Source organism: Micromonospora psammae (assembly GCF_036902725.1).
Classification (GTDB): Bacteria; Actinomycetota; Actinomycetes; order Mycobacteriales; family Micromonosporaceae; genus Micromonospora.
The window spans coordinates 70,205-89,872 of record NZ_JBAKHM010000013.1; the positions used below are offsets into that span (position 1 = coordinate 70,205).

General features: G+C 74.2%; 17 protein-coding genes. 10 read left to right on the forward strand and 7 right to left on the reverse strand.

The genetic code is table 11. The features are described from left to right. Window positions 1-55 precede the first annotated feature (55 nt). The 3 genes from upp to V6U79_RS17130 all read left to right on the forward strand — a co-directional run bounded on the left by upp (window position 56) and on the right by V6U79_RS17130 (window position 2,090). Window positions 56-688, forward strand: coding sequence for a uracil phosphoribosyltransferase (gene upp / locus V6U79_RS17120; protein WP_334523407.1), 633 nt, complete (start codon window positions 56-58; stop codon window positions 686-688). 69 nt (window positions 689-757) lie between these two features. Continuing rightward, entirely contained in the window at window positions 758-1,330 is a 573-nt protein-coding gene (locus tag V6U79_RS17125) for a VanZ family protein (protein WP_334523410.1), read from the forward strand. A gap of 82 nt (window positions 1,331-1,412) precedes the next feature. After that, window positions 1,413-2,090, forward strand: coding sequence for a GOLPH3/VPS74 family protein (locus V6U79_RS17130; RefSeq protein ID WP_334523413.1), 678 nt, complete (start codon window positions 1,413-1,415; stop codon window positions 2,088-2,090). Window positions 2,091-2,354: 264 nt separating this feature from the next. On the opposite strand, the gene V6U79_RS17135 is transcribed toward V6U79_RS17130, so the two are convergent. Further along, window positions 2,355-4,022 (reverse strand): phospho-sugar mutase, encoded by a 1,668-nt coding sequence (locus V6U79_RS17135; RefSeq protein WP_334523416.1) that lies wholly within the window; start codon window positions 4,020-4,022, stop codon window positions 2,355-2,357. Between the two features lie 50 nt (window positions 4,023-4,072). Next, a complete protein-coding gene (locus V6U79_RS17140) occupies window positions 4,073-6,172 on the reverse strand; it encodes a serine/threonine-protein kinase (RefSeq protein ID WP_334523419.1) in 2,100 nt (699 codons plus the stop codon). A gap of 209 nt (window positions 6,173-6,381) precedes the next feature. Here V6U79_RS17140 and V6U79_RS17145 point away from each other — a divergent pair, with 209 nt between their 5' ends. After that, window positions 6,382-7,962, forward strand: coding sequence for an acyl-CoA mutase large subunit family protein (locus tag V6U79_RS17145; RefSeq protein WP_334523422.1), 1,581 nt, complete (start codon window positions 6,382-6,384; stop codon window positions 7,960-7,962). A gap of 629 nt (window positions 7,963-8,591) precedes the next feature. Continuing rightward, window positions 8,592-9,851 carry an amidohydrolase gene (locus tag V6U79_RS17150; RefSeq protein ID WP_334523424.1) on the forward strand — a complete coding sequence of 420 codons (1,260 nt, stop codon included), beginning with the start codon at window positions 8,592-8,594 and terminating at the stop codon, window positions 9,849-9,851. Here the strand turns inward: V6U79_RS17150 and V6U79_RS17155 are convergent. After that, a complete protein-coding gene (locus V6U79_RS17155; RefSeq protein WP_442933297.1) occupies window positions 9,808-10,788 on the reverse strand; it encodes a DUF4349 domain-containing protein in 981 nt (326 codons plus the stop codon). The two genes, V6U79_RS17150 and V6U79_RS17155, sit on opposite strands and share 44 nt — an antisense overlap. Before the next feature lie 207 nt (window positions 10,789-10,995). Here V6U79_RS17155 and V6U79_RS17160 point away from each other — a divergent pair, with 207 nt between their 5' ends. The 3 genes from V6U79_RS17160 (at window position 10,996) to V6U79_RS17170 (ending at window position 13,769) form a co-directional block, all read left to right on the forward strand. Next, window positions 10,996-11,931 carry a hypothetical protein gene (locus V6U79_RS17160; protein WP_334615188.1) on the forward strand — a complete coding sequence of 312 codons (936 nt, stop codon included), beginning with the start codon at window positions 10,996-10,998 and terminating at the stop codon, window positions 11,929-11,931. A 31-nt stretch (window positions 11,932-11,962) separates the two neighbouring features. Beyond that, entirely contained in the window at window positions 11,963-12,709 is a 747-nt protein-coding gene (locus V6U79_RS17165; protein ID WP_334523431.1) for an SCO6745 family protein, read from the forward strand. 97 nt (window positions 12,710-12,806) lie between these two features. Next, window positions 12,807-13,769: a GNAT family N-acetyltransferase gene (locus V6U79_RS17170; protein WP_334523432.1), complete on the forward strand. Its 963-nt coding sequence runs from the start codon at window positions 12,807-12,809 to the stop codon at window positions 13,767-13,769. Between the two features lie 72 nt (window positions 13,770-13,841). Here the strand turns inward: V6U79_RS17170 and V6U79_RS17175 are convergent, their stop codons facing one another. After that, complete coding sequence (locus V6U79_RS17175; protein WP_334451523.1) at window positions 13,842-14,297, reverse strand: gamma-glutamylcyclotransferase; 456 nt, start codon at window positions 14,295-14,297, stop codon at window positions 13,842-13,844. A gap of 106 nt (window positions 14,298-14,403) precedes the next feature. Here V6U79_RS17175 and V6U79_RS17180 point away from each other — a divergent pair, with 106 nt between their 5' ends. Continuing rightward, window positions 14,404-15,807, forward strand: coding sequence for an NAD(P)H-quinone dehydrogenase (locus V6U79_RS17180; RefSeq protein ID WP_334523437.1), 1,404 nt, complete (start codon window positions 14,404-14,406; stop codon window positions 15,805-15,807). A gap of 44 nt (window positions 15,808-15,851) precedes the next feature. On the opposite strand, the gene V6U79_RS17185 is transcribed toward V6U79_RS17180, so the two are convergent. The 3 genes from V6U79_RS17185 to V6U79_RS17195 all read right to left on the reverse strand — a co-directional run bounded on the left by V6U79_RS17185 (window position 15,852) and on the right by V6U79_RS17195 (window position 17,897). Next, window positions 15,852-16,685 (reverse strand): SDR family oxidoreductase, encoded by an 834-nt coding sequence (locus tag V6U79_RS17185; protein WP_334523440.1) that lies wholly within the window; start codon window positions 16,683-16,685, stop codon window positions 15,852-15,854. Window positions 16,686-16,759: 74 nt separating this feature from the next. After that, window positions 16,760-17,206, reverse strand: a complete 447-nt coding sequence (locus tag V6U79_RS17190) for a DUF998 domain-containing protein (protein ID WP_334615189.1) — start codon at window positions 17,204-17,206, stop codon at window positions 16,760-16,762. An 82-nt stretch (window positions 17,207-17,288) separates the two neighbouring features. After that, the gene (locus tag V6U79_RS17195; RefSeq protein WP_334523446.1) at window positions 17,289-17,897 is read right to left on the reverse strand and encodes a DedA family protein; all 609 of its coding nucleotides are present in this window, start codon (window positions 17,895-17,897) and stop codon (window positions 17,289-17,291) included. A gap of 515 nt (window positions 17,898-18,412) precedes the next feature. Between V6U79_RS17195 and thrS the strand changes: the two genes are divergently transcribed. Then, complete coding sequence (gene thrS / locus V6U79_RS17200; protein ID WP_334523448.1) at window positions 18,413-19,633, forward strand: threonine--tRNA ligase; 1,221 nt, start codon at window positions 18,413-18,415, stop codon at window positions 19,631-19,633. The last annotated feature ends 35 nt before the right edge of the window (window positions 19,634-19,668 follow it).

Consider the following 19,668-nt stretch of genomic DNA (forward strand, 5'->3'; position numbering starts at 1 on the left):
TGGTCACCCCCGCAGCCGCAGTGCACAACCCGGGCGACCGGTAGGTTGAGCGATCGTGGACGTACACGTCATTGACCACCCGCTCGCCCAGTCGCGGCTGACCGCCATGCGGGACGCCCGGACCGACTCCTCGTCGTTCCGGGCCGCGCTGCACGAACTCACCACCATGCTGGTGTACGAGGCCGCGCGCACCTTCCCGGTCGAGAAGTACCCGGTGGCCACGCCGGTCACCGGCACCGAGGGCACCCGGCTGGCCAACCCGCCGCTGCTGGTGCCGGTGCTGCGGGCCGGTCTGGGCATGGCCGACGCCGCGCTCGGCCTGCTGCCGGAGTCGTCGATGGGCTTCGTCGGCCTGGCCCGCGACGAGCAGACGTACGAGCCGCGCGCGTACATGGAGTCGCTGCCCCGCGACCTGGCCGGGCTGCCGGTGCTGGTGCTCGACCCGATGCTGGCCACCGGCGGCTCGCTGGAGCACTGCTGCCGGCTGCTCGCCGACCGGGGCTGCACCGACATCACCGTGCTCTGCGTCCTGGCCGCGCCGGTCGGCATCGAGCGGCTGGAGCGCTCCGGCCTGCCGCTGCGCCTGGTCACCGCTTCGATCGACGAGGGCCTCAACGACAACAAGTTCATCGTCCCGGGTCTCGGCGACGCCGGCGACCGCCAGTTCGGCGGCATGCCCCGGTTCTAGTCCGTCCCGGTGCGGGCGACCACTCGGCCCTCGGTCGCACATCTCATTTCGATCAGGCTGGAGGGCGTCGTGTCCGGCGCGCTGTACGAGATTCCCGCGGCGGTCGTGGTGCCGCCGTTGGCCGTCGTGCTCACGCTCGGAGCGTGGCTGGTGCTCCGGCGTCGCGGCACGCTGTCCGCCCGGCGGCTGCTCGCCTGGTGGGCGATGTGCTGGTACCTGCTGGCCGTGGTGGCCGTGACGCTGTTCCCGTTGCAGGTCGCGCTGGGTGTCCACGGCAACAGCAGCCCCTGGTACGAGAAGGCCAACTTCATTCCGGTGCTCACCATCGACCCGACGACGTTCGTGCTCAACATCGTCATGTTCGTCCCGTTCGGTGTCCTGCTTCCCCTGGTTACGCGGGTCCGCGACGTCCGGCAGGCCGCCCTCGTGTCGCTCACCGTCAGCGGCGTCGTCGAGCTGATGCAGTTCCTCAGCAACGTTCTCTTCAGCAGCGGTCGCCTGGCGGACCTCAACGATCTGCTCGCCAACACGCTCGGCGGGGTGCTCGGTCTCCTGGCCTGGCGGGTGCTCGGGGGGCCGAGCGCCGCCGACCGGTTCATGAACCGTGACCCGGCCCCACAGGCGCCCCAGCCCGTGCCCTGAAGACTCGCCGCAGGGTGGCCGCCGACACCCCGGTGTGCGGATTGGCGCGCCGCGGTGCGGGCACCCGCTAGCGTCTGCGGCTATGACTGGTGTTGCGCTCGCCGAAGAGCTGCTGCTGCTGGCGTACGACGACGAGACGGGTCGGGCGACCATGCCCCGGATCAGCCTCGACCTGGGCATGGCCGCGGCCGTCCTGGTGGAGCTGGCGCTCGCCGGCCGGGTCGCGTACGCCGAAGGGTCCCTGGCGGTGACCGACCCCACGCCGGTCGGCGAGCCGATCATCGACGAGGTGCTGGCCCGGATCGCCGCGGACACCCCGCACACCCCGTCGTCCTGGGTGCAGCGGCTGCGGCACGGTCTGCGTGACCGGATCCTCGGTGACCTGGTGGCCCGGGGCGTGGTCCGGGACGTCGAGGAGACCGAGCTGGGCTTCATCGTCGTGCACCGGTACCCGACGGCGGACGCCTCGGTGGAGGCGGAGACCCGGGGCCGGCTCGCCGCGGCGCTGGCCAGCGGTCAGCTGCCCGACGAGCGGACCGCCGCCCTGGCGACCCTGGTGGCGGTGCTGCGGATGGAGCCGGCGCTCGGCCTGACCGGCGACGCGGCGGCCGACGCCCCCCGCCGGCTGGAGGAGATCGCCGGTGGCGCCGGCTTCTCCGGCAACGTCAGCCTGGACGACTCGGTCGTCCGCCCCTCGGTGGGCCTGGTCGTCGCCGCCCTCTGCCAGGCCGTCGACCAGGCCCTCGGCAAGCGCCCCTAGCGGGGCCCGGCGAACCGGCCCTGCCGCTCTCCTGCCCGACCGCTTGCCGCACGGTCCGCCCGGCGCACCCGTGATGCCGCCGGTCGGGCCGTGGTGGTCGCTCGCCGTCCGCCCGTCCAGCGGCGGCGGACACCCCACTCGCACGCTTTGCTCTGCTGCCGCGTACGCAACATTGGAAGCGCTCCCGTGTTGCGTTCAGGGCAGCAGAGCAAAGCGGGGCGTGCGGTGGTGGCCCGGTCCGGGCCGCCGCTCCGGCCGCTGCCGTCAGAGGCCGAGCGCGGCGGCGATCTCGGTGCGGAGCGCGGCCACCGCGGCCGTCGCCCGCCCTCGGGCCGCGGCCACGTCGCCGTCCGCGACCGGCTCCACCACCTCCAGGTACGCCTTGAGCTTCGGCTCGGTGCCCGACGGGCGGATCACCACCCGGGCGGCGTCGGTGCGCAGGATCACCACGTCCGCGCCGGGGAGCAGGTCCTGCGCCTCGGTGACCGGGTGCCCGAGCAGCGACGTCGGGGTGGCCGCGCGGATCCGGGCCATCGCGTCGGCGATCACCCGCAGGTCGTCCACCCGGACGGAGAGCTGGTCGGTGTGGTGCACGCCGAACTCGGCGGCCAGCTCGTCCAGCCGGTCGGTCAGGGTGCGGCCCTGCGCCTTCAGCCCGGCGGCCAGCTCGGCGACGGTCAGCGCGGCGGTGATGCCGTCCTTGTCCCGGACGTGCTCCGGCGCCACGCAGTAGCCCAGCGCCTCCTCGTACCCGAAGACCAGCGGTGTCGCCCCGCCCCCGGCCCGCACGATCCACTTGAACCCGGTCAGCGTCTCGTCGTACGCCAGGCCCCGCGCGGCGCTCATCGCCCGCAGCAGCGACGACGACACGATGGTGGTGGCGTACAGGCCGGTCACCCCGCGCCGCATCAGGTGGTCGGCGAGCAGCACGCCGACCTCGTCCCCGCGCAGCATCCGCCAGCCGGTCCCGCCGTCCCGGACGACCACCGCGCAGCGGTCGGCGTCCGGGTCGTTGGCGATCGCGATGTCCGCTCCGGTGGAGTTGGCGAGCGCGACGAGCCGGTCCACCGCGCCCGGCTCCTCCGGGTTGGGGAAGTTCACCGTCGGGAAGGCCGGGTCCGGCTCGGCCTGGTCGGGCACCACGCCGGGCACCGGGAAACCGGCCCGGGCGAAGGCGGCGGTCAGCACCGCCGCGCCCACTCCGTGCAGCGGCGTGTACGCCACGGACAGGTCCCGCGGGCCGCCCGGCGCGACCACCGCCGCGGCCCGGTCGACGTACGAGACCACCAGGTCGTCGCCGAGCACCTCGCCGGGCGGGCCGAGCGGCACCTGCGCCAGCGGGCCGACCGCCCGGATGGCGGCCTCGATGCCGGCGTCGGCCGGCGGCACGATCTGGGCGCCCGAGCCCAGCACCCCACCCAGCTGGGCGCCGAGGTAGACCTTGTAGCCGTTGTCCTGCGGGGGGTTGTGGCTGGCGGTGACCATCACGCCGGCGACCGCGTCGAGGTGCCGCACCGCGTACGCCAGCACGGGGGTGGGCAGCGGCCGGGGCAGCAGCAGCGCGGGCCGGCCGGCGCCGGTGGCGACCTGGGCGGTGCGCTCGGCGAACTCGCGGGAGCCGTGTCTGGCGTCGTACCCGATCACCAGCGGCCCCTCGCCGCCCTGCGCGGCGAGCCAGCCGACCAGCCCGGCCGCGGCCTGGGTGACCACGGCGAGGTTCATGCCGTTCGGGCCGGCGCGCAGCGGGCCGCGCAGCCCGGCGGTGCCGAAGGTCAGCGGTCCGGCGAACCGGTCGGCCAGCTCCGGGGCGCTGTCCGGGAGACGGTCCAGCACCGCGCGCAGCTCGGCGCGGCTGACCGGGTCGGGGTCGTCGTCGAGCCAGCGCCGAGCCTGGTCGCGAATCTGGTCAAGGTCAGTGGGTTCCGCCGCCATTGCCTATGGATAGCACGGCGGCGGATCACCACGTCCGCTCGGCCCTCGGCTCAGCCCGCCGCGGTGAGCTGGAAGGACTTGACCATCTCGTCGAAGATCGGCTTGCTCTCGGCGAACTTGGCGTCGGTGGAGGAGAGGTAGAACGAGTACATCTTCCCGTCGTTGAGCACGCCGCGCCACACGCCGTGACGCATGCCGTCGCCCTCGCCGCAGGTGTACTCGAACTGCACGCCCGGCTTGCCGGCCACCTCCTGCTCGCCCATGGCCACCTGCTGGTACGGCTTGGTGCAGGTGGTGCTCCGGGTGCGCAGGAAGTTCTGGGCGGTCTCCGCCCACCGGGTGGGCGTGCCACCCCACCTTTCGGCGAGGATGCGCACCTTGCGGCCCTCGTCGTCCGGGTCGACGTAGTCGACGTACGAGCCGCCGGTCGCCTTCTTCCAGCCCTTGGGCACGTTCACCCGCACGCCCCGGGCGTTGTGCTCCTGCATCTCCGGCAGCTCGCCGCCCGCCGCGGGTGCGGTCGGCTGGGCCTGCGGCGAGGTGGTCCCCGCCGGGTCGTCGCCGCCGGTCAGCGAGAAGACGCCGATCAGCAGGAGCAACGCCAGGCCGCCGGCCGCCGCGAGCTGGAGCTTGCGCGGCCAGCCCCGGACCGTGGTGACCAGCCGGCCGCCGGCGCCCGTGACGGCGCCGAGCCGGCCACCGTCGGCCCCGGCCGGGGCGGCGCCCGGCGAGGTCCACGACTGGCCGGTGCCGGGCACCGACCACTGGCCACCGCCGTAGACCGGCTGGGTGGCGTCGGGGTGGCCGCCGTGGACCGGCTGGGTGGCGTCCGGGTGGCCGCCGTAGACCCGCTGGGTGGCGTCCGGATGGCCGGTGCTGATCCGCTGGGTCGCCTCGGGCGCCCCGGCTCGCCGGTTGGCGTCCGGGTCGATCCGCTGGGTGGCCTCCGGGGCGCCACCGTACGTCGTGCCCGCGCCCCGTCCCGGCGCCGGCATCGCCCCGGTGGGGGTGTGCAGCGGGCCGGCGAGCGCGTCGGCGCTGGTGTCGTCGAGGCCGGCGGCGGGGGCGGCGCCGGCGTTCGTCGGTCGTTCGCCCCGGCGCAGCGCGGCCAGCCGGTCGGTCAGCGACTCGTCGGGGGCCAGCATGGCCCGGCCGCCGATCTGCCCGCTGGGCTTCGGTTCCGGCTCGGCCGCCGGGGGCGGCGGCGTCGAGGGACGCTGCACCGGCACCACCGCGTACGGGTCGGTGACCGAGTTGACCGCGGTCGCGGTGCTGGTCAGCGGGCCGGCGAGCAGTTCGCGGAGCATCGCCCGGGCGGTGTGCACGTCCAGCCGGCGGGCCGGATCCTTCTCCAGCAGCCCCATCAGCACCCGGGTAAGCGGGCCGCTGCGCTGGGGAGTGGCCGGTGGGTCCTCGACCACGGCGTGCATGGTCTCGATCGGGTCGCCCTTGTCGAACGGGGGGCGCCCCTCGACGGCGGTGTAGAGCGTCACGCCGAGCGAGAACAGGTCGCTCGGCGGTCCGAAGTCCTGGCCCATGGCCCGCTCCGGGGAGATGAAGTGCGGCGAGCCGAGCACCATCCCCGGGGTGGTGAGCTGGACGTCGGTGGGCATCCGGGCCACCCCGAAGTCGGTCAGCACGCAGCGGCCGTCGGTGCAGATCAGCACGTTGGCCGGCTTGACGTCGCGGTGCAGCACCCCGTTGGCGTGCGCCACCTCCAGCGCGCCGAGCAGCGCGATGCCGATCTTGGCGACCGCCCGGGGCGCGACCGGCCCGTCCTCGATCACCATGTCGGCCAGGCTGCGCGCGTCGAGCAGCTCCATCACGATCCACGGCCGGCCGCCCTCGGTGACCACGTCGTACACCTGGACCACGGCGGGGTGCTGGATCGCGGCGGCGGCGCGGGCCTCGCGGAGGGTGCGTTCGTACATCGCGTCCCGGTCACTGGGGGCCAGTCCCGGGGGCAGGACGACCTCCTTGACCGCCACGTCGCGTCGGAGCAACGTGTCGTTGGCACGCCAGACCGTGCCCATGCCGCCGTTGCCCACCGCGGAGCGCAGCGAGTAGCGACCACCGATGGTGGTGCCGGGTGCTGCACGCCCGTTGGGGGGACTGACGGGTCCGCCGCTCCAGGTCGGGATCTGAGTCACAGAAGAGCCACCGGGGGGAGATCGAGGGGGCTGGGACACAACCCCCCTATCTTGCTGGTTCCGACGCCCGATGCGAAACCCGACGCGGCGTCCCATTCTGCTACTCGACGGTACGTGTGCGGGCGTTCACCTGTCGTCCGCCCCGCCCGGCGCCCGGGTGTGCGGTATCCCTCACCCATCGACGCCGGCTCGCGTCCTACCATCCGGGGATGAGCGAACGGGTTAGCGAGTCGGGTTTCCCGATCAAGGACGTCTACACGGCGGCGGACCTTCCGGAGGACCTGGACTCCCGGCTGGGCGCCCCCGGCGACTACCCGTACACCCGCGGGGTCTACCCCACGATGTACACCTCCCGGCCGTGGACCATGCGGCAGTACGCCGGCTTCGGCACCGCCACCGAGTCCAACGCGCGCTACCACCAGCTGCTGCGGGCCGGCACGATGGGCCTCTCCGTCGCCTTCGACCTGCCCACCCAGATGGGCTACGACTCCGACGACCCGATCGCCCACGGCGAGGTGGGCAAGGTCGGGGTGGCCATCGACTCCATCGAGGACATGCGGCTGCTCTTCGACGGCATCCCGCTGGACAAGGTCTCCACCTCGATGACCATCAACGCCCCCGGCTCGGTGCTGCTGCTGCTCTACCAGCTGGTCGCCGAGGAGAACGGGGTGGCCGGCGGCGCGCTCAACGGCACCATCCAGAACGACATCCTCAAGGAGTACATCGCCCGGGGGACGTACATCTTCCCGCCGAAGCCCTCGCTGCGGCTGGTGGCCGACACCTTCGCCTACTGCCGGGCGGAGGTGCCGAAGTGGAACACGATCTCCATCTCCGGCTACCACATGGCCGAGGCCGGCGCGACGCCCGCGCAGGAGATCGCGTTCACCCTGGCCAACGGCGTGGAGTACGTCCGCGCCGCGCTGGAGGCCGGGCTGGCGGTGGACGACTTCGCGCCCCGGCTGTCGTTCTTCTTCGTCGCCCGGACCACCCTGCTGGAGGAGGTCGCGAAGTTCCGTGCCGCCCGGCGGATCTGGGCCCGGCTGATGCGCGACGACTTCGGCGCGAAGAACCCGAAGTCGATGATGCTGCGCTTCCACACCCAGACCGCGGGCGTGCAGCTGACCGCCCAGCAGCCCGAGGTCAACCTGGTCCGGGTGGCGGTGCAGGGGCTCGGCGCGGTGCTCGGCGGCACCCAGTCGCTGCACACCAACAGCTTCGACGAGGCGATCGCGCTGCCGACGGAGAAGGCGGCCCGGCTGGCGCTGCGCACCCAGCAGGTGCTGGCGTACGAGACGGACCTGACCGCCACCATCGACCCGTTCGCCGGGTCGTACGTGGTGGAGGCGATGACCGCCGAGATCGAGGCGGCCGCCAACGAGCTGATGGACCGGGTCTTCGACCACGGCTCGGCGGTGGACGCGATCGAGGCCGGGTTCCAGAAGCGGGAGATCGAGCAGTCGGCGTACCGGATCGCTCAGGAGATCGACTCGGGGGAGCGGGTGGTGGTCGGGCTCAACCGGTTCGCCATCGACGAGGAGGAGCCGTACGAGCCGCTGCGGGTGGACCCCACGATCGAGGCGGCCCAGGCCGAGCGGCTGGCCAAGCTGCGCGCGGACCGGGACGCCGGCGCGGTGGAGCGGGCCCTGGCCGAGCTGCGGGCCGCGGCGGAGGGCACCGGGAACGTGCTCTTCCCGATGAAGGACGCGCTGCGGGCCCGGGCCACGGTGGGCGAGGTCTGCGGGACGCTGCGCCAGGTGTGGGGGACGTACCGACCCAGCGACCGCTTCTGACCGACCCGGCCCGCCGGGAGCGGCGGGACGACGGCATCACGGCGGCTTCCGTCGGCGCTGGGGCGCGGCGGGGCCGCCGTCGTCGTGTCCGGGGGCCTTCCGCCGCTGGTCACGGCGACCTGGCGGAGCTACCGTCGGGGGAAGACCCCGGTTGCGACGCCTCCAATGTCGGCCGGGCAGCGTGGCCCCTCCGGGCGGGCGGTGTGTGCCCCCGGGGTTCGTGGGTAAACCCGAACAGGTGGACGGAACGGACAGCATGTCCGGCCACGCACGGGGCGATCGTGTCACCGTCGGGAGTCGCTCGGCTGCCGAGGGTCGTCGGCTATTTGTCGGAGCGGCAGTTAATTGTGGCGACTTTTGCGACAATTCGGAACGACGGCCCCGGATCGACGCCGATTTCGCGACCGCCCAATCGGTTACGCGGTGTAGGAGGTGTGGGGCAGATGACGTCTTCCGACCGCGATCTACCTGCTGTCCCGCAGATATTCGAGCCCTCTCACCAGGGTTTACGTGACGCTACGCGGTCCGATCACTACCGTAACGAGGTTGCGCAGCGTCACCGGCGGAGGTCTAGGCTGTCTGCTGTCCTCCCCGATGATTCATCCATTCCTAGTGATCGAGACTTCGACGTGACGAGTGCGTTGACGCTGCCGAACGGCAGCCATCCGGGGTTGTCCAGGCCAGAGGCGTTGTCCGGATCCCACCCCCTGCCCTTCGAGCTGGACCACCTGCTCGCCCTGCGGGTACCCGGCCTCATCGCCACCCGTCGCCACATCCACTCCCATCCGGAGCTGTCGGGCGAGGAGTTCGAGACGGCGGCGCTGGTCGCGCGGGAGCTCGCCCTCGCCGGCCTGCACCCGCGGCTGCTGCCCAAGGGCAACGGGGTCATCTGCGACATCGACGGGCGCCCCGACGGGCCGGTGATCGCGCTCCGCGCCGACATCGACGCGCTGCCGCTGACCGACCCGAAGGACGTCCCGTACCGGTCCACCGTCGACGGGGTCTGCCACGCCTGCGGCCACGACGTGCACACCACGGTGATGCTCGGCGTCGGCATGCTGCTGGCCCAGCTCCGCGACGCCGGCCAGCTCGACGGGCGGGTCCGGCTGATCTTCCAGCCGGCGGAGGAGATCCTGCCCTGCGGCTCGCTGGAGGTCATCGAGGCCGGCGGCCTGGAGGACGTGGTGCAGATCTTCGCGGTGCACTGCGACCCGAACCTCCCGGTGGGTCAGGTGGGCCTGCGGGTCGGCCCGATCACCGCCGCCGCGGACAACGTCACCGTCCGCCTGACCGGCCCCGGCGGGCACACCGCCCGGCCGCACCTGACCGTCGACCTGGTCGACGCGCTCGGCCGGCTGGTCACCGAGGTGCCGGCCCTGGTCAGCCGCCGGGTGCCGGCCAACAGCGGGTTGCTGCTGGTGTTCGGCCACGCCTCGGCCGGCACCCGGTACAACGTCATCCCGTCCGAGGCGTGCGCCTCCGGCACCCTGCGGGTGATGGACCGCGACACCTGGGAGGAGGCTCCCAAGATCGTCGCTCAGGTCGTCCGGGACGTCATCGCGCCCACCGGCGCCACGGTCGACCTCGAATACCTGCGCGGCCGTCCGCCGGTGAGCAACGACGCCCGGGCCATCCAGGTGCTGACCGCCGCCACCGCGGCGGCGCTCGGACCCGAGGGCATCGCCGAGACCCCGCAGAGCATGGGCGGGGAGGACTTCTCCTGGTACCTGGAGTACGTCCCCGGCGCGCTGGCCCGCCTCGGCGTCGGCCGGTCCGGGCCCAACGTGGACCTGCACCGCGGCTCGTTCGACGTGGACGAGCGGGCCATCCCCGCCGGGATCCGACTCATGGTGCAGACCGCGTTGCGGGCACTGGCGGCGGCGCGGTAGGAGCCGGCGGGTGACCCCCGCCGAACGGCGTCGTGGGCGGCGTCGGTGGCGCGGGACGCCGCCGGCGCCGCCGCAGCACCACCATCAGCACCCCCAGGGGTACGCCGAAGGTCAGCAGCCACGGCAGCACCGCCCCCAGCACGGTGAGCAGGACGCTCATCGAAACCAGGAAGACCTTCCAGCCGCCGCGCAGCCCGACCATGAAGCCGGTCTCGGTCTCCTCCTCGGCGGTCGAGGCGTCCCGGCCGACGAACGTCACGGTGATGGTGGAGAGCGCGGTCAGGTCGGACAACTTCCGCTTCTTCGCCTCCAGCGACGCCAGGTCGGCCTCCCGCTTCGCCACCTCGCCCTCCAGCGAGACCAGTTCGGAGACCGAGGTGGCCCGGGCGAGCAGCTTGCGGGCACTGTCCACCCGCGCCCGCTGGGTGGCGATCCGGGCGTCCAGGTCCACCGTCTGCTCGGTGACGTCCTCGGTCCTCACCTCCCGGCGCTGCTGCCTGCCGTAGGTGGCCAGCTCGTCGACGAACGCGGTGAACTTCGCCGCCGGCACCCGCAGCACCAGCTCCGCCTCCGCGTCGGCGGCCACGCTGCGCCGGTTGTCCCCGCCGACGAACCCACCGACCGTGGTCACCGCGGCCACCGCCCGACGGGCGGCGCCCTCCACGTCGTCCACCTGCACCCGCATCGTCCCGGTGTAGATGATCGACCGCTGCTCGACGCGCAGGTCCGGCGCGCCCGCGCCGGCCTGGTCCTGCTCGCCGGCCGCACCGGCCGGGGCGCCACCGGCGGGCGCCTCCGCCCGGGAATTCGCCGTGTCCGTGGACTCCCCGCCCGCTCCGCAACCGGCCAGCAGCAGCGCCGCCAACCCGACCGCCACCGCGGCCACCCCGCGGTGTCGCGCCATCCGTACGCCCATCCCCGCTCCGTCCTCTGACAGCCCCGGCACCCGGGGCGATAGCTCGGACGCGACGCGGCATCGCGTCGGTTCCGGCAGACTGCGCTGAGGACGTCACGATTCGATAAGCGAGGAGTCACGATGCAGCTCACCAAGTACGCCCACTCGTGTCTCCGGGTGGAGCACGACGGGGCGGTGCCGGTCATCGCCCCGGGCGTGGGCGAACCGGGCAGCCGGATCGACTGACCCGTGCCCACCGTCCCGTCCGACCTGGTCCAGCGGCTCTACCGCACGCCGCCGGACCGGTTCGTCGCGGCCCGCGACGCCGCCGTCGCCGAGGCCCGCCGGACCGGTGACGCCACCGCGGCCCGTCAGATCGCCCGGCTGAAGCGCCCCACCGTGGCCGCCTGGCTGGTCAACCTGCTCGCCCTGGAACGCCCCGAACTCGTCGCCGACCTGGCCTCGCTCGCGGAGGCGCTGCGCGCCGTGCAGCGCGACCTCAAGGGGGCGAAGCTCCGCGTACTCTCCGCCCAGCGGCGGGCGGTGGTCTCCGCCCTCGTCGCCGAGGTGCGCCGGATCGCCGCCGCCACCCCCGACGCCCCGTCGGCCGGGAAGCTGCCGCTGGCCGAGGTGGAGGCCACCCTCAACGCGGCCCTGGCCGACGCCGAGGTGGCCGAGCAGGTCCGTTCCGGACGGTTGCTGAAGGCCGTCCACTACGCCGGGTTCGGTGAGGTGCCCCGGCCGCAGCTACGGCTGGTCACCGGGGGCGCGGAGGAACCGGCCCGGGCGCCCGACCGGGAGCGGACGGAGGCGCGCCGGGCCCGTGACGAGCGGGCGGCGGAGCGGGCCGCCCGGGCCGAGCGGGATTCCCGCCGCCGGGCGCTGCGCAGGGAGTTGGCGTCGGCGCGTACCGATCAGGAGCGGGCGGAGTCCGAGCTGGACAGCGCGGTGGCGGCCGAGCGGGACGGCACGGCCGCCCTGGACCGGATCGAGACCGAACTGGCCGAGCTGGAACGCCGCCGGGCCGTCGCCGAGCAGGAGCTGAGCCGGGCCAGGCTGGCCCGACGCGGCGCCGAACGGACCCTGACCGCCGCGCGCCGGCGGGCCGGCGAGGTGGAGGCGGCGGTCGAGGCGCTGGACGCCGAGGAGGAGGATGCCGCGGCGGGCGACGACGAGGCACACTGAGCGCGATGAATGCGTGCAGCGGGCGTCCGGGATGACGCCGGAACAGGTGGCGGCCGCCAGCAAGCCGGCCGTGCTGGAGCTGGGAGAGGTCTTCAGCCGCTGCCCGGGCACGCTGCGCCGGGCCCGGCTGCTCGGCATCTCCGGCTGGGCCTTCTACATCACCGGACGGGCGGGCGCGCTCGGCGACGTCGGCGCCGAGACGGTGGCCGCGGCGCTCGGCTTCATCGCTCCCGAGGCGGTCGCCGACGGCTGGGACGCGGCCGGCCGGGTGGTCCGTCCGCTGGAGGTCGCCTCCGCCAACCTCGCCGAGTGCTGCCGGTGGGGCGCCCAGCACCTCGACGACCTGCCCGGCATGCCCCGGCTCGCCGCGCTGCTGGAGCGGGTGGTGACCGCCGCCGACGCGACCGGGATGCCGCTCTTCGCCGCCTGGCGGGCCATGCCGGTTCCGGACCACGCCGCCGGCGCCCGGGCCGCCGTGGCGCTGCTCCTGCTCCGCGAACACTTCACCGGGGCGTACCTGCTCGCGGTGCGGGCTGGCGGGATGACCCCGCTGGAGGCGGTGCTCGCCGGACCGGAGGGGGAGGCCGGTGCGGCGGCCTGCGGCTGGCCGCCGCCGTACCCGCCGGTCGGGCCGCTGGTGCGGCGGCGGCTCTGGGCCGAGGCGGTGACCGACCGGCTGGCGTCCACCGCGTTCCGGGCGTTGCGACCCGCCGAGGGCGCCGAGCTGGTGGAGCTGCTCACCGCCGTCCGGGCCCGGCTGCGGACCCCGGCCGGGTGAAGCCCGTCGGTGGGCGGGCGCCGGCCCGCCGGATCGGCTTCCCGATCGGTCGGAAAATGGGCAGCGCGGATCGGGGCCCGCTGTCACGATCTCCGGCGTGACGCTCCCCGCCGGCTGGACCGCCCGCCGACCCACCCTGGACGACGTCCCCGCCATCCTCGCCGTGGTGCACGCCGCCGACACCTTCGCCATCGGCCATCCCGACTTCGACGCCGAGGACGTGCGGGCCTGCCTGACCGCGCCCTTCTTCGACCCCGCCCGGGACTCCTGGCTGGCCGTCGACCCGGACGGCACGGTGGTGGCCTGGGCGACGGTGGACAACCCGAGCGGGGTGGGGCGCGAGTTCGTCGAGGTCTACGTCGACCCGGAGCGCGGGGCGCAGCTGCGCGCCCCGCTGCTCGCCCGGCAGCTCGACCGGGTGGCCGAGCGAGCCGCGGAGCGTGGGGTGCCGGCGCTCACCGTGCGTACCGCCGTCTTCGCGCCGGAGACCCGCTGGGCGGCCGAGCTCGCCGAGGCCGGCTTCACCCGGGCCAAGCGGTACGTCCGGATGCGCCGCGACCTGGCTGACCTGCCCGCCGAGCCGCCGCCACCGCCCGGCGTGACGGTCCGGCCGGTGCGCGCCGACGACGAGTCCGACCTGCGGGAGTTCCACCGGATCTACGACACCGCGTTCCGGGACACCCCGGACTACGAGCCGCTCGACTTCGACCGGTGGCGGGAGCACATCCCTGTCTCGTGCCGGGCCTGGGACGAGTGGTTCGTCGCCGAGGTGGACGGGGCGCCGGCCGGTGCCCTCGTCTCCTCCGACCAGGCGCTGGACCAGGACATGGGCTGGGTCCGCACGCTGTCGGTGCTGCCGGCGTACCGGCGGCGCGGGGTGGGGGCGGCGCTGCTGCAGCGGGCCTTCGCGGTCTACGCGGCGAAGGGCCGCACCTCGGCCGGCCTGGGCGTCGACCTGACCAATCCGACCGCCCCGGTCACCCTCTACCGCTCGGTGGGGCTGCGCGAAGTGCGCTGGACCGACATGTACGAGCGGATCGTCCCGGCCGCCGGTGTGTGATGCACGACCCTCGCCGGGGCCGGCGGCGGTTGCCGCGGCTGCCGGGAGCACACTGGAGGTGTGCGATACGCGCTACGCCGATGCGGTGCCGGTGGGGCGGGACCGCAGCTCGGTGACGTAGTCGTCCGGCGCGCCCGCCTTCTCGGCCGCGTTCGCGATCTCCGACAGGTACCACGAGGTCGGCAGGCCGCCCTCGTAGCCGTCGAACACGTAGATCCAGGCGGTCACGTCCCCGTCCAGGGTCGAGACCCGGACGTGCAGCTTGCGGTACGTGCCGGCGGTGACGCCCTCGATCTCGTCAAGCTGCGCGGCGTCGTACGGGTGGATGTCGTACAGCGCCACGAAGACCCGGTCGCCCGGGGATTCGACCACGGTGCTGACCGAGCCCTCCCAGCCGATGACGTCCTCGCCCGCGAAGGTCAGCCGCCAGCCCTCCAGCCAGCCGATGCCCACCATCGGAGAATGCGGACAGTAGGCGCGCATCCGGGCGGGGTCCAGGTTTGAGCCGTAAGCGGCGTAGTGACGCACGGCGATGACGATAGCCCGGCGGGCGGGTGGGGGAGAATACGACGGTGCGTGTCGAACACGTTCGGGAGAAGAAAGTCACTGTGAGCACTGACGAAGGGCGAGCGTTGTGAGCCGGATCGTGATCATCGGCGGGGGGCCGGCCGGTTACGAGGCGGCGCTGGTCGCCGCTCAGCTGGACGCCGATGTCACCGTCGTGGAGGCGGAGGGCGCCGGCGGTGCCTGCGTGCTCTCCGACTGCGTCCCGTCGAAGACCTTCATCGCCAGCTCGCAGGTGGTGACCGGCTACCGGGACACCGAGGAGTTCGGGGTGCACTCCGACGGGCTGGAGGCGGTGACGGTCGACGCCCGGGCGGTCCACGCGCGGGTGAAGCGACTCGCCCTGGCCCAGTCCGACGACATCCACGCCAAGCTGGTCAAGGCCGGGGTGACCGTCGTCGCCGGGACCGCCCGGCTGGGCGAGGACACGCTCGGTCACACCCACCGGGTGATCGTCACCCCCGCCGACGGCGGCGAGGAGCAGTCGATCGCCGCCTCCACCGTGCTGGTCGCCACCGGCGCCACCCCCCGTCAGCTGCCCACCGCGCTGCCCGACGGCGAGCGCATCCTCACCTGGCGGCAGGTGTACGACCTGCCCGAGCTGCCCGAGCACCTGATCGTGGTGGGCTCCGGCGTGACCGGCGCCGAGTTCGCCAGCGCCTACCTGGCGATGGGGGTCAAGGTGACCCTGGTCTCCAGCCGGGACCGGGTGATGCCGCACGAGGACGCCGACGCGGCGATGGCCATCGAGCGGGTCTTCCGCAACCGCGGCATGAGCATCCTCAACAACTCCCGCGCGGACGCGGTCCGCCGCACCGGCGACGGCGTCGAGGTCGAGCTCTCCGACGGCCGGCTGGTGTCCGGCTCGCACGCGCTGATCGCCGTCGGTTCGATCCCCAACACCGCCGGCCTGGGGCTCGCCGAGTACGGCGTCGAGCTGGCCAGGGGCGGCTACGTCACCGTGGACCGGGTGTCCCGCACCAACGTCCCCGGCATCTACGCGGCCGGCGACTGCACCGGCGTGCTGCCGCTGGCCAGCGTGGCGGCGATGCAGGGCCGGATCGCGATGTGGCACGCGCTCGGCGAGGCGGTCCGACCGCTGCGGCTGCGGACCGTGGCGGCGAACGTCTTCACCGACCCGGAGCTGGCCACCGTCGGCGTCTCGCAGGACGAGGTGGACGCCGGCAAGGTCCCCGCACGTCAGGTGATGCTGCCGCTGTCGGGCAACGCCCGGGCGAAGATGGACGACCTGGCCGACGGCTTCGTCAAGCTCTTCTGCCGCCCGGCCAGCGGTCAGGTGGTCGGGGGCGTGGTGGTGGCGCCGAAGGCCAGCGAGCTGATCCTCCCGATCACCATGGCGGTGGAGAACAACCTCACCGTCAACGAGCTGGCCCAGACCATCACCATCTACCCCTCGCTGTCGGGGTCGATCACCGAGGCCGCCCGCCAGCTCATGCTCCACGAACTGGAGTGACCGCGCCGCCCGGCCGGCCCGCTGGCCGGCCGGGCGGCGGCCGGTCAGCGGAAGGCGGAGGCGTGGTCGGCGGCCCATTCGGCGTACGGGCGGGCGGGATGGCCGGTGATCCGCTCGACCGTGTCGGTGACGGGTTCGGGGTGGTCGACGAAGGCGGCCCAGCCGCGCAACGCCAACTCGGCGAAGTCGGCGTCGCCGAACGCCGCCGTCAACATCTCCCGGGCCTCGTCAACGGGCATCTCCACCCAGCGCAGGTCCCGCCCGATCGCCCGGCCAATGCTGTGCGCCTGCTCCCGCTGGGTCAGCGCCGCCGGCCCGCTGAGCAGGTACCGGGTGCCCCGGTGCCCGTCCGAGGTGAGCGCCGCGACGGCCACCTCGGCGAGGTCCCGCTCGTGGACCAGTGACCGGGCCGCCTCCCCGTACGGCCAGCGCACCACGTCCCCGGCGCGGATCTGGTCCGCCCACATCAGGGTGTTGGCGGCGAAGCCGACCGGGCGCAGGAAGGTCCACCCCGCCCCGGACGCCTCGACGGCCCGCTCCACGACCGCCCAGTTCGACTCCGGCTGGTCGGCGCCTAGTGCGGAGAGGTAGACGATCCGGGGGACCCGCGCGGCGATCAGCCGGGCCACCTCGGGGGCGTGTCTGCGGGCCACCGCCGGGTCGGTGAACGGCCAGATCAGGAACACCGCGTCGACGTCGGCCAGGTGCGGCGCGAGCGACGGCGGATCGGCGAGGTCGGCGGCCACCAACTCCACGTCGGCGGGCAGCCCGGCGGTCGTCGGGTCGCGCGTCACCGCCCGCACCGGCTCCCCCCGCGCCCGCAGGAGCGACACCACCTCTCGGCCGACCGTGCCGGTCGCCCCTGTCACCAGGATCATCTCCGCTCCCTTCGTCCCGCCACGCCGGCCGTCGGCGTCACCCACGGACGCTAAGAGCTGAAGTCCGGTTGAGGTCAACCGCCGAGGGCAGCCCGGGGTGGCGCGGTCACGGCACCGGGCCGGGCGAGGGCGAGCGCGACGACGGCGAGCAGGCCCACCTCGGCGAGGATGAGCAGTCGTTCGGCGAGGCCGAGCAGCATCCGGTCGCCGGGGTAGGCCGACCAGACCATCGCCGCCGCCAGGGCCAGGCTGGCCAGGGCGAGTGCGCGTACCCACCGGCCGGCCGTCACCCCGGGCAGGTGCCGGGCGAGCAGCCAGCCGCCCACCGGCAGCGCCAGGAAGGCGACCACTGAGGCGTACCGGTGCAGGTACACGGCGGTGTCCATCGGCAGGCCCGGCTCGTTGGTCGGCACGACCGCCGCGACCAGCAGCCCGGCGACCCAGGCGAGCAGGAGCGGTGCGGCGCCCCGTCCCGCCGCCCGCCCGTCCGCCGGCAGCCCGTTCGTCCGGTTTTCGACCATGCCCCAGCCTGTCGCCGGGACCACCCGAAGCGGATGCGGGACACCCACCCACATCGATCCCCGGGACGACCCCTACGAACCGTCAGTCGACCGGGACCTCGGCGCGGGTGGTGCGGCCGGCGACCGCGGTCATCGCCCATCCCGCCGCCGCGAATCCGGCCGCCGCGGCCGCCGCGATGATCGCCAGCCGCCAGGCCGAGCCGGTCAGCGCCGTGCCGCCCAGGTGACCCACCAGTCCGCCGTAGGTCGCCCAGCCGACGGCCGCGGCGGCCTCGTAGGAGAGGAACAGCCGGTACGGGTAGCGGCTGCGGCCGGCCGAGAAGCAGGCCGCCATCCGACCACCCGGCACGAACCGGCAGAGCAGGATGACCAGCGGTCCCGGGGTGCGCAGTCCCCGGGTCACCCGGCCGGCCATCCGGCGGGCCCGGCTCGCCTCGGCGTGCCGGGGCTCGCGCCGGTCGGGGGCGCCCCGGCCCAGCAGGTAGCAGGCGAGGTCGCCGGCGAAGACGCCGAGCGCGCCGACGGCGATGGTGACCGGCAGGCTCAGCCCGCCGTACACGGTGAGCGCACCCCCGGTGATCATCACGACCTGGGTGGGGATGACCGGCACGAACGCGTCCGCGATCAGCAGCCCCAGCAGCAGGAGGTAGGCCCACGTCGGCGACGCGACGTCAGTGAGAAGTTCGGGCACGGCTGCCACCTCGCCGGTCAAGGCCGATCGGATGCACCGAGCCTGACGGCATGGCCGCCGTCACCACGGACAGGGCCGGCCGGTGGTGATCACGGACACCAGAGGGACACCGGGGTGCAACGAGGCAGATTGGCGGTGGGTTACGCCCCCGACGTCGGGAAACCCGTACCCGGACGGGTCGGCGGATCGGCGGCCGTCGGCGTACCGTTGTCGGCGCGCGGCCCGGTACCCGTCGGGTCCCCCGTTCCTGACGAGTGGGCCGCCGCGGGCCGCCGGCAGGTCCCGTGCCGGCGGCCCGCACCCCTGATCCGGGCGGGAAATCCGGTCGCGCCAGCCACCGCCGCGGCCGTACCGTCGCCACATGCGCAGCGCGGCACCCACCACGACGCCGGGAGATCCCGGCGCGCCGCACTGACGTCCGACGTCGACGAGGCCCCGGGGCGATCCGCTCCCGAGGGCCTCGCGGCGTTCCGGGCCAGGTCGCCTCCGGGTCGTACCCGATCAAGGAGAGCGACATGATCGACCACCGCAGGCTCGGCCGGGAGCTGGACCTGTTCGTCTCCGACCCTCTGGCGGGCGCGGGCCTGCCGATCTGGCTGCCGGCCGGCGCCGCCGCCCGGCACGCGGTCGAGGAGTACGTCCGGGAGCTGGAACGCCGGGCCGGCTACCGGCACGTCTACTCACCGCCGCTCGGCAAACGGGAGCTCTTCGAGCTCTCCGGGCACCTGGGCTACTTCGCCGACGACATGTTCCCGCCGCTGCGGCTCAGTCCCGACGACGAGTTCGTGCTCCGCCCCGCGCTCTGCCCGCACCACGCGCTGGTGTACCGGGCCCGGGGCCGGTCCTACCGGGACCTGCCGCTGCGCATCGCCGAGCTGGGCGGGATGTACCGGCCGGAGCGCTCCGGCGTGCTGGGCGGGCTGTCCCGGGTGCGCGCCATCTCGCTGAACGACGCGCACAACTTCTGCGCCCTCGACCAGGTCGACGCCGAGGTCCGGGAGATCCTGCGGCTGATCCGCGAGGCGCACGCGGCGCTCGGCGTCCGCCCGGCCGGTTTCCGGCTGTCGCTGCGCGGACCGGGGGAGAAGTACGCCGGCGACGACGCGCGATGGGCGCGGGCCGAGGAGCTGCTCCGCGCCGCCCTCGACGGGGCGGAGTTCACCGAGGCGCCCGGGGAGGCCGCCTTCTACGGCCCGAAGATCGACGTCCAGATCGTCGACGCCGCCGGTCGGGAGTCGACCATCTCCACCGTCCAGCTGGACTTCGACAAGCCGGAGCGGTTCGACCTGTCGTACGTCGACGCCGACGGGCGACGACGCCGGCCGGTGATGGTGCACCGCAGCCTGGTGGGCAGCATGGAACGGCTCTTCGCGTACCTGATCGAGGTGCACCAGGGCGCCTTCCCGGCCTGGTACGCCCCGGTGCAGCTGGTGCTGCTCACGGTGGACGAGGGGCAGGCCGGTGCGGCGGAGGAGCTGGCCCGCCGGGCGACCGCGGCCGGCCTGCGGGTCGAGGTCGACCGGGCCGGCTCGTTGGGCGCCCGGATCCGGGACGCCGCCCGGCGGCGGGTGCCGTACGTCGGGGTGCTGGGCGCCCGCGAGGTGGCCGACGGGTCGGTGTCGCTGCGCCTGCGCGACGGCCGGGGGTTGCCCCCGATGCCGGTCGCCGACGCGCTCGGGCTGGTCGGCGCGGTGGTGGCCGCCCGCTCGACCGACCTGCTGCCGGCCGCCGCCTGAGCCGGTCACGAGGAGAGCGCCCCCTGGACCGACGG

What these genes read in the sequence shown, in the direction of transcription:
- V6U79_RS17130 (WP_334523413.1), top strand. Translation starts at nt 1,413, where the DNA reads ATGACTGGTGTTGCGCTCGCCGAAGAGCTGCTGCTGCTGGCGTACGAC.
- V6U79_RS17135 (WP_334523416.1), bottom strand. Translation starts at nt 4,022, where the DNA reads ATGGCGGCGGAACCCACTGACCTTGACCAGATTCGCGACCAGGCTCGG.
- V6U79_RS17145 (WP_334523422.1), top strand. Translation starts at nt 6,382, where the DNA reads ATGAGCGAACGGGTTAGCGAGTCGGGTTTCCCGATCAAGGACGTCTAC.
- V6U79_RS17165 (WP_334523431.1), top strand. Translation starts at nt 11,963, where the DNA reads ATGACGCCGGAACAGGTGGCGGCCGCCAGCAAGCCGGCCGTGCTGGAG.
- V6U79_RS17185 (WP_334523440.1), bottom strand. Translation starts at nt 16,685, where the DNA reads ATGATCCTGGTGACAGGGGCGACCGGCACGGTCGGCCGAGAGGTGGTG.
- V6U79_RS17190 (WP_334615189.1), bottom strand. Translation starts at nt 17,206, where the DNA reads ATGGTCGAAAACCGGACGAACGGGCTGCCGGCGGACGGGCGGGCGGCG.
- thrS (WP_334523448.1), top strand. Translation starts at nt 18,413, where the DNA reads ATGATCGACCACCGCAGGCTCGGCCGGGAGCTGGACCTGTTCGTCTCC.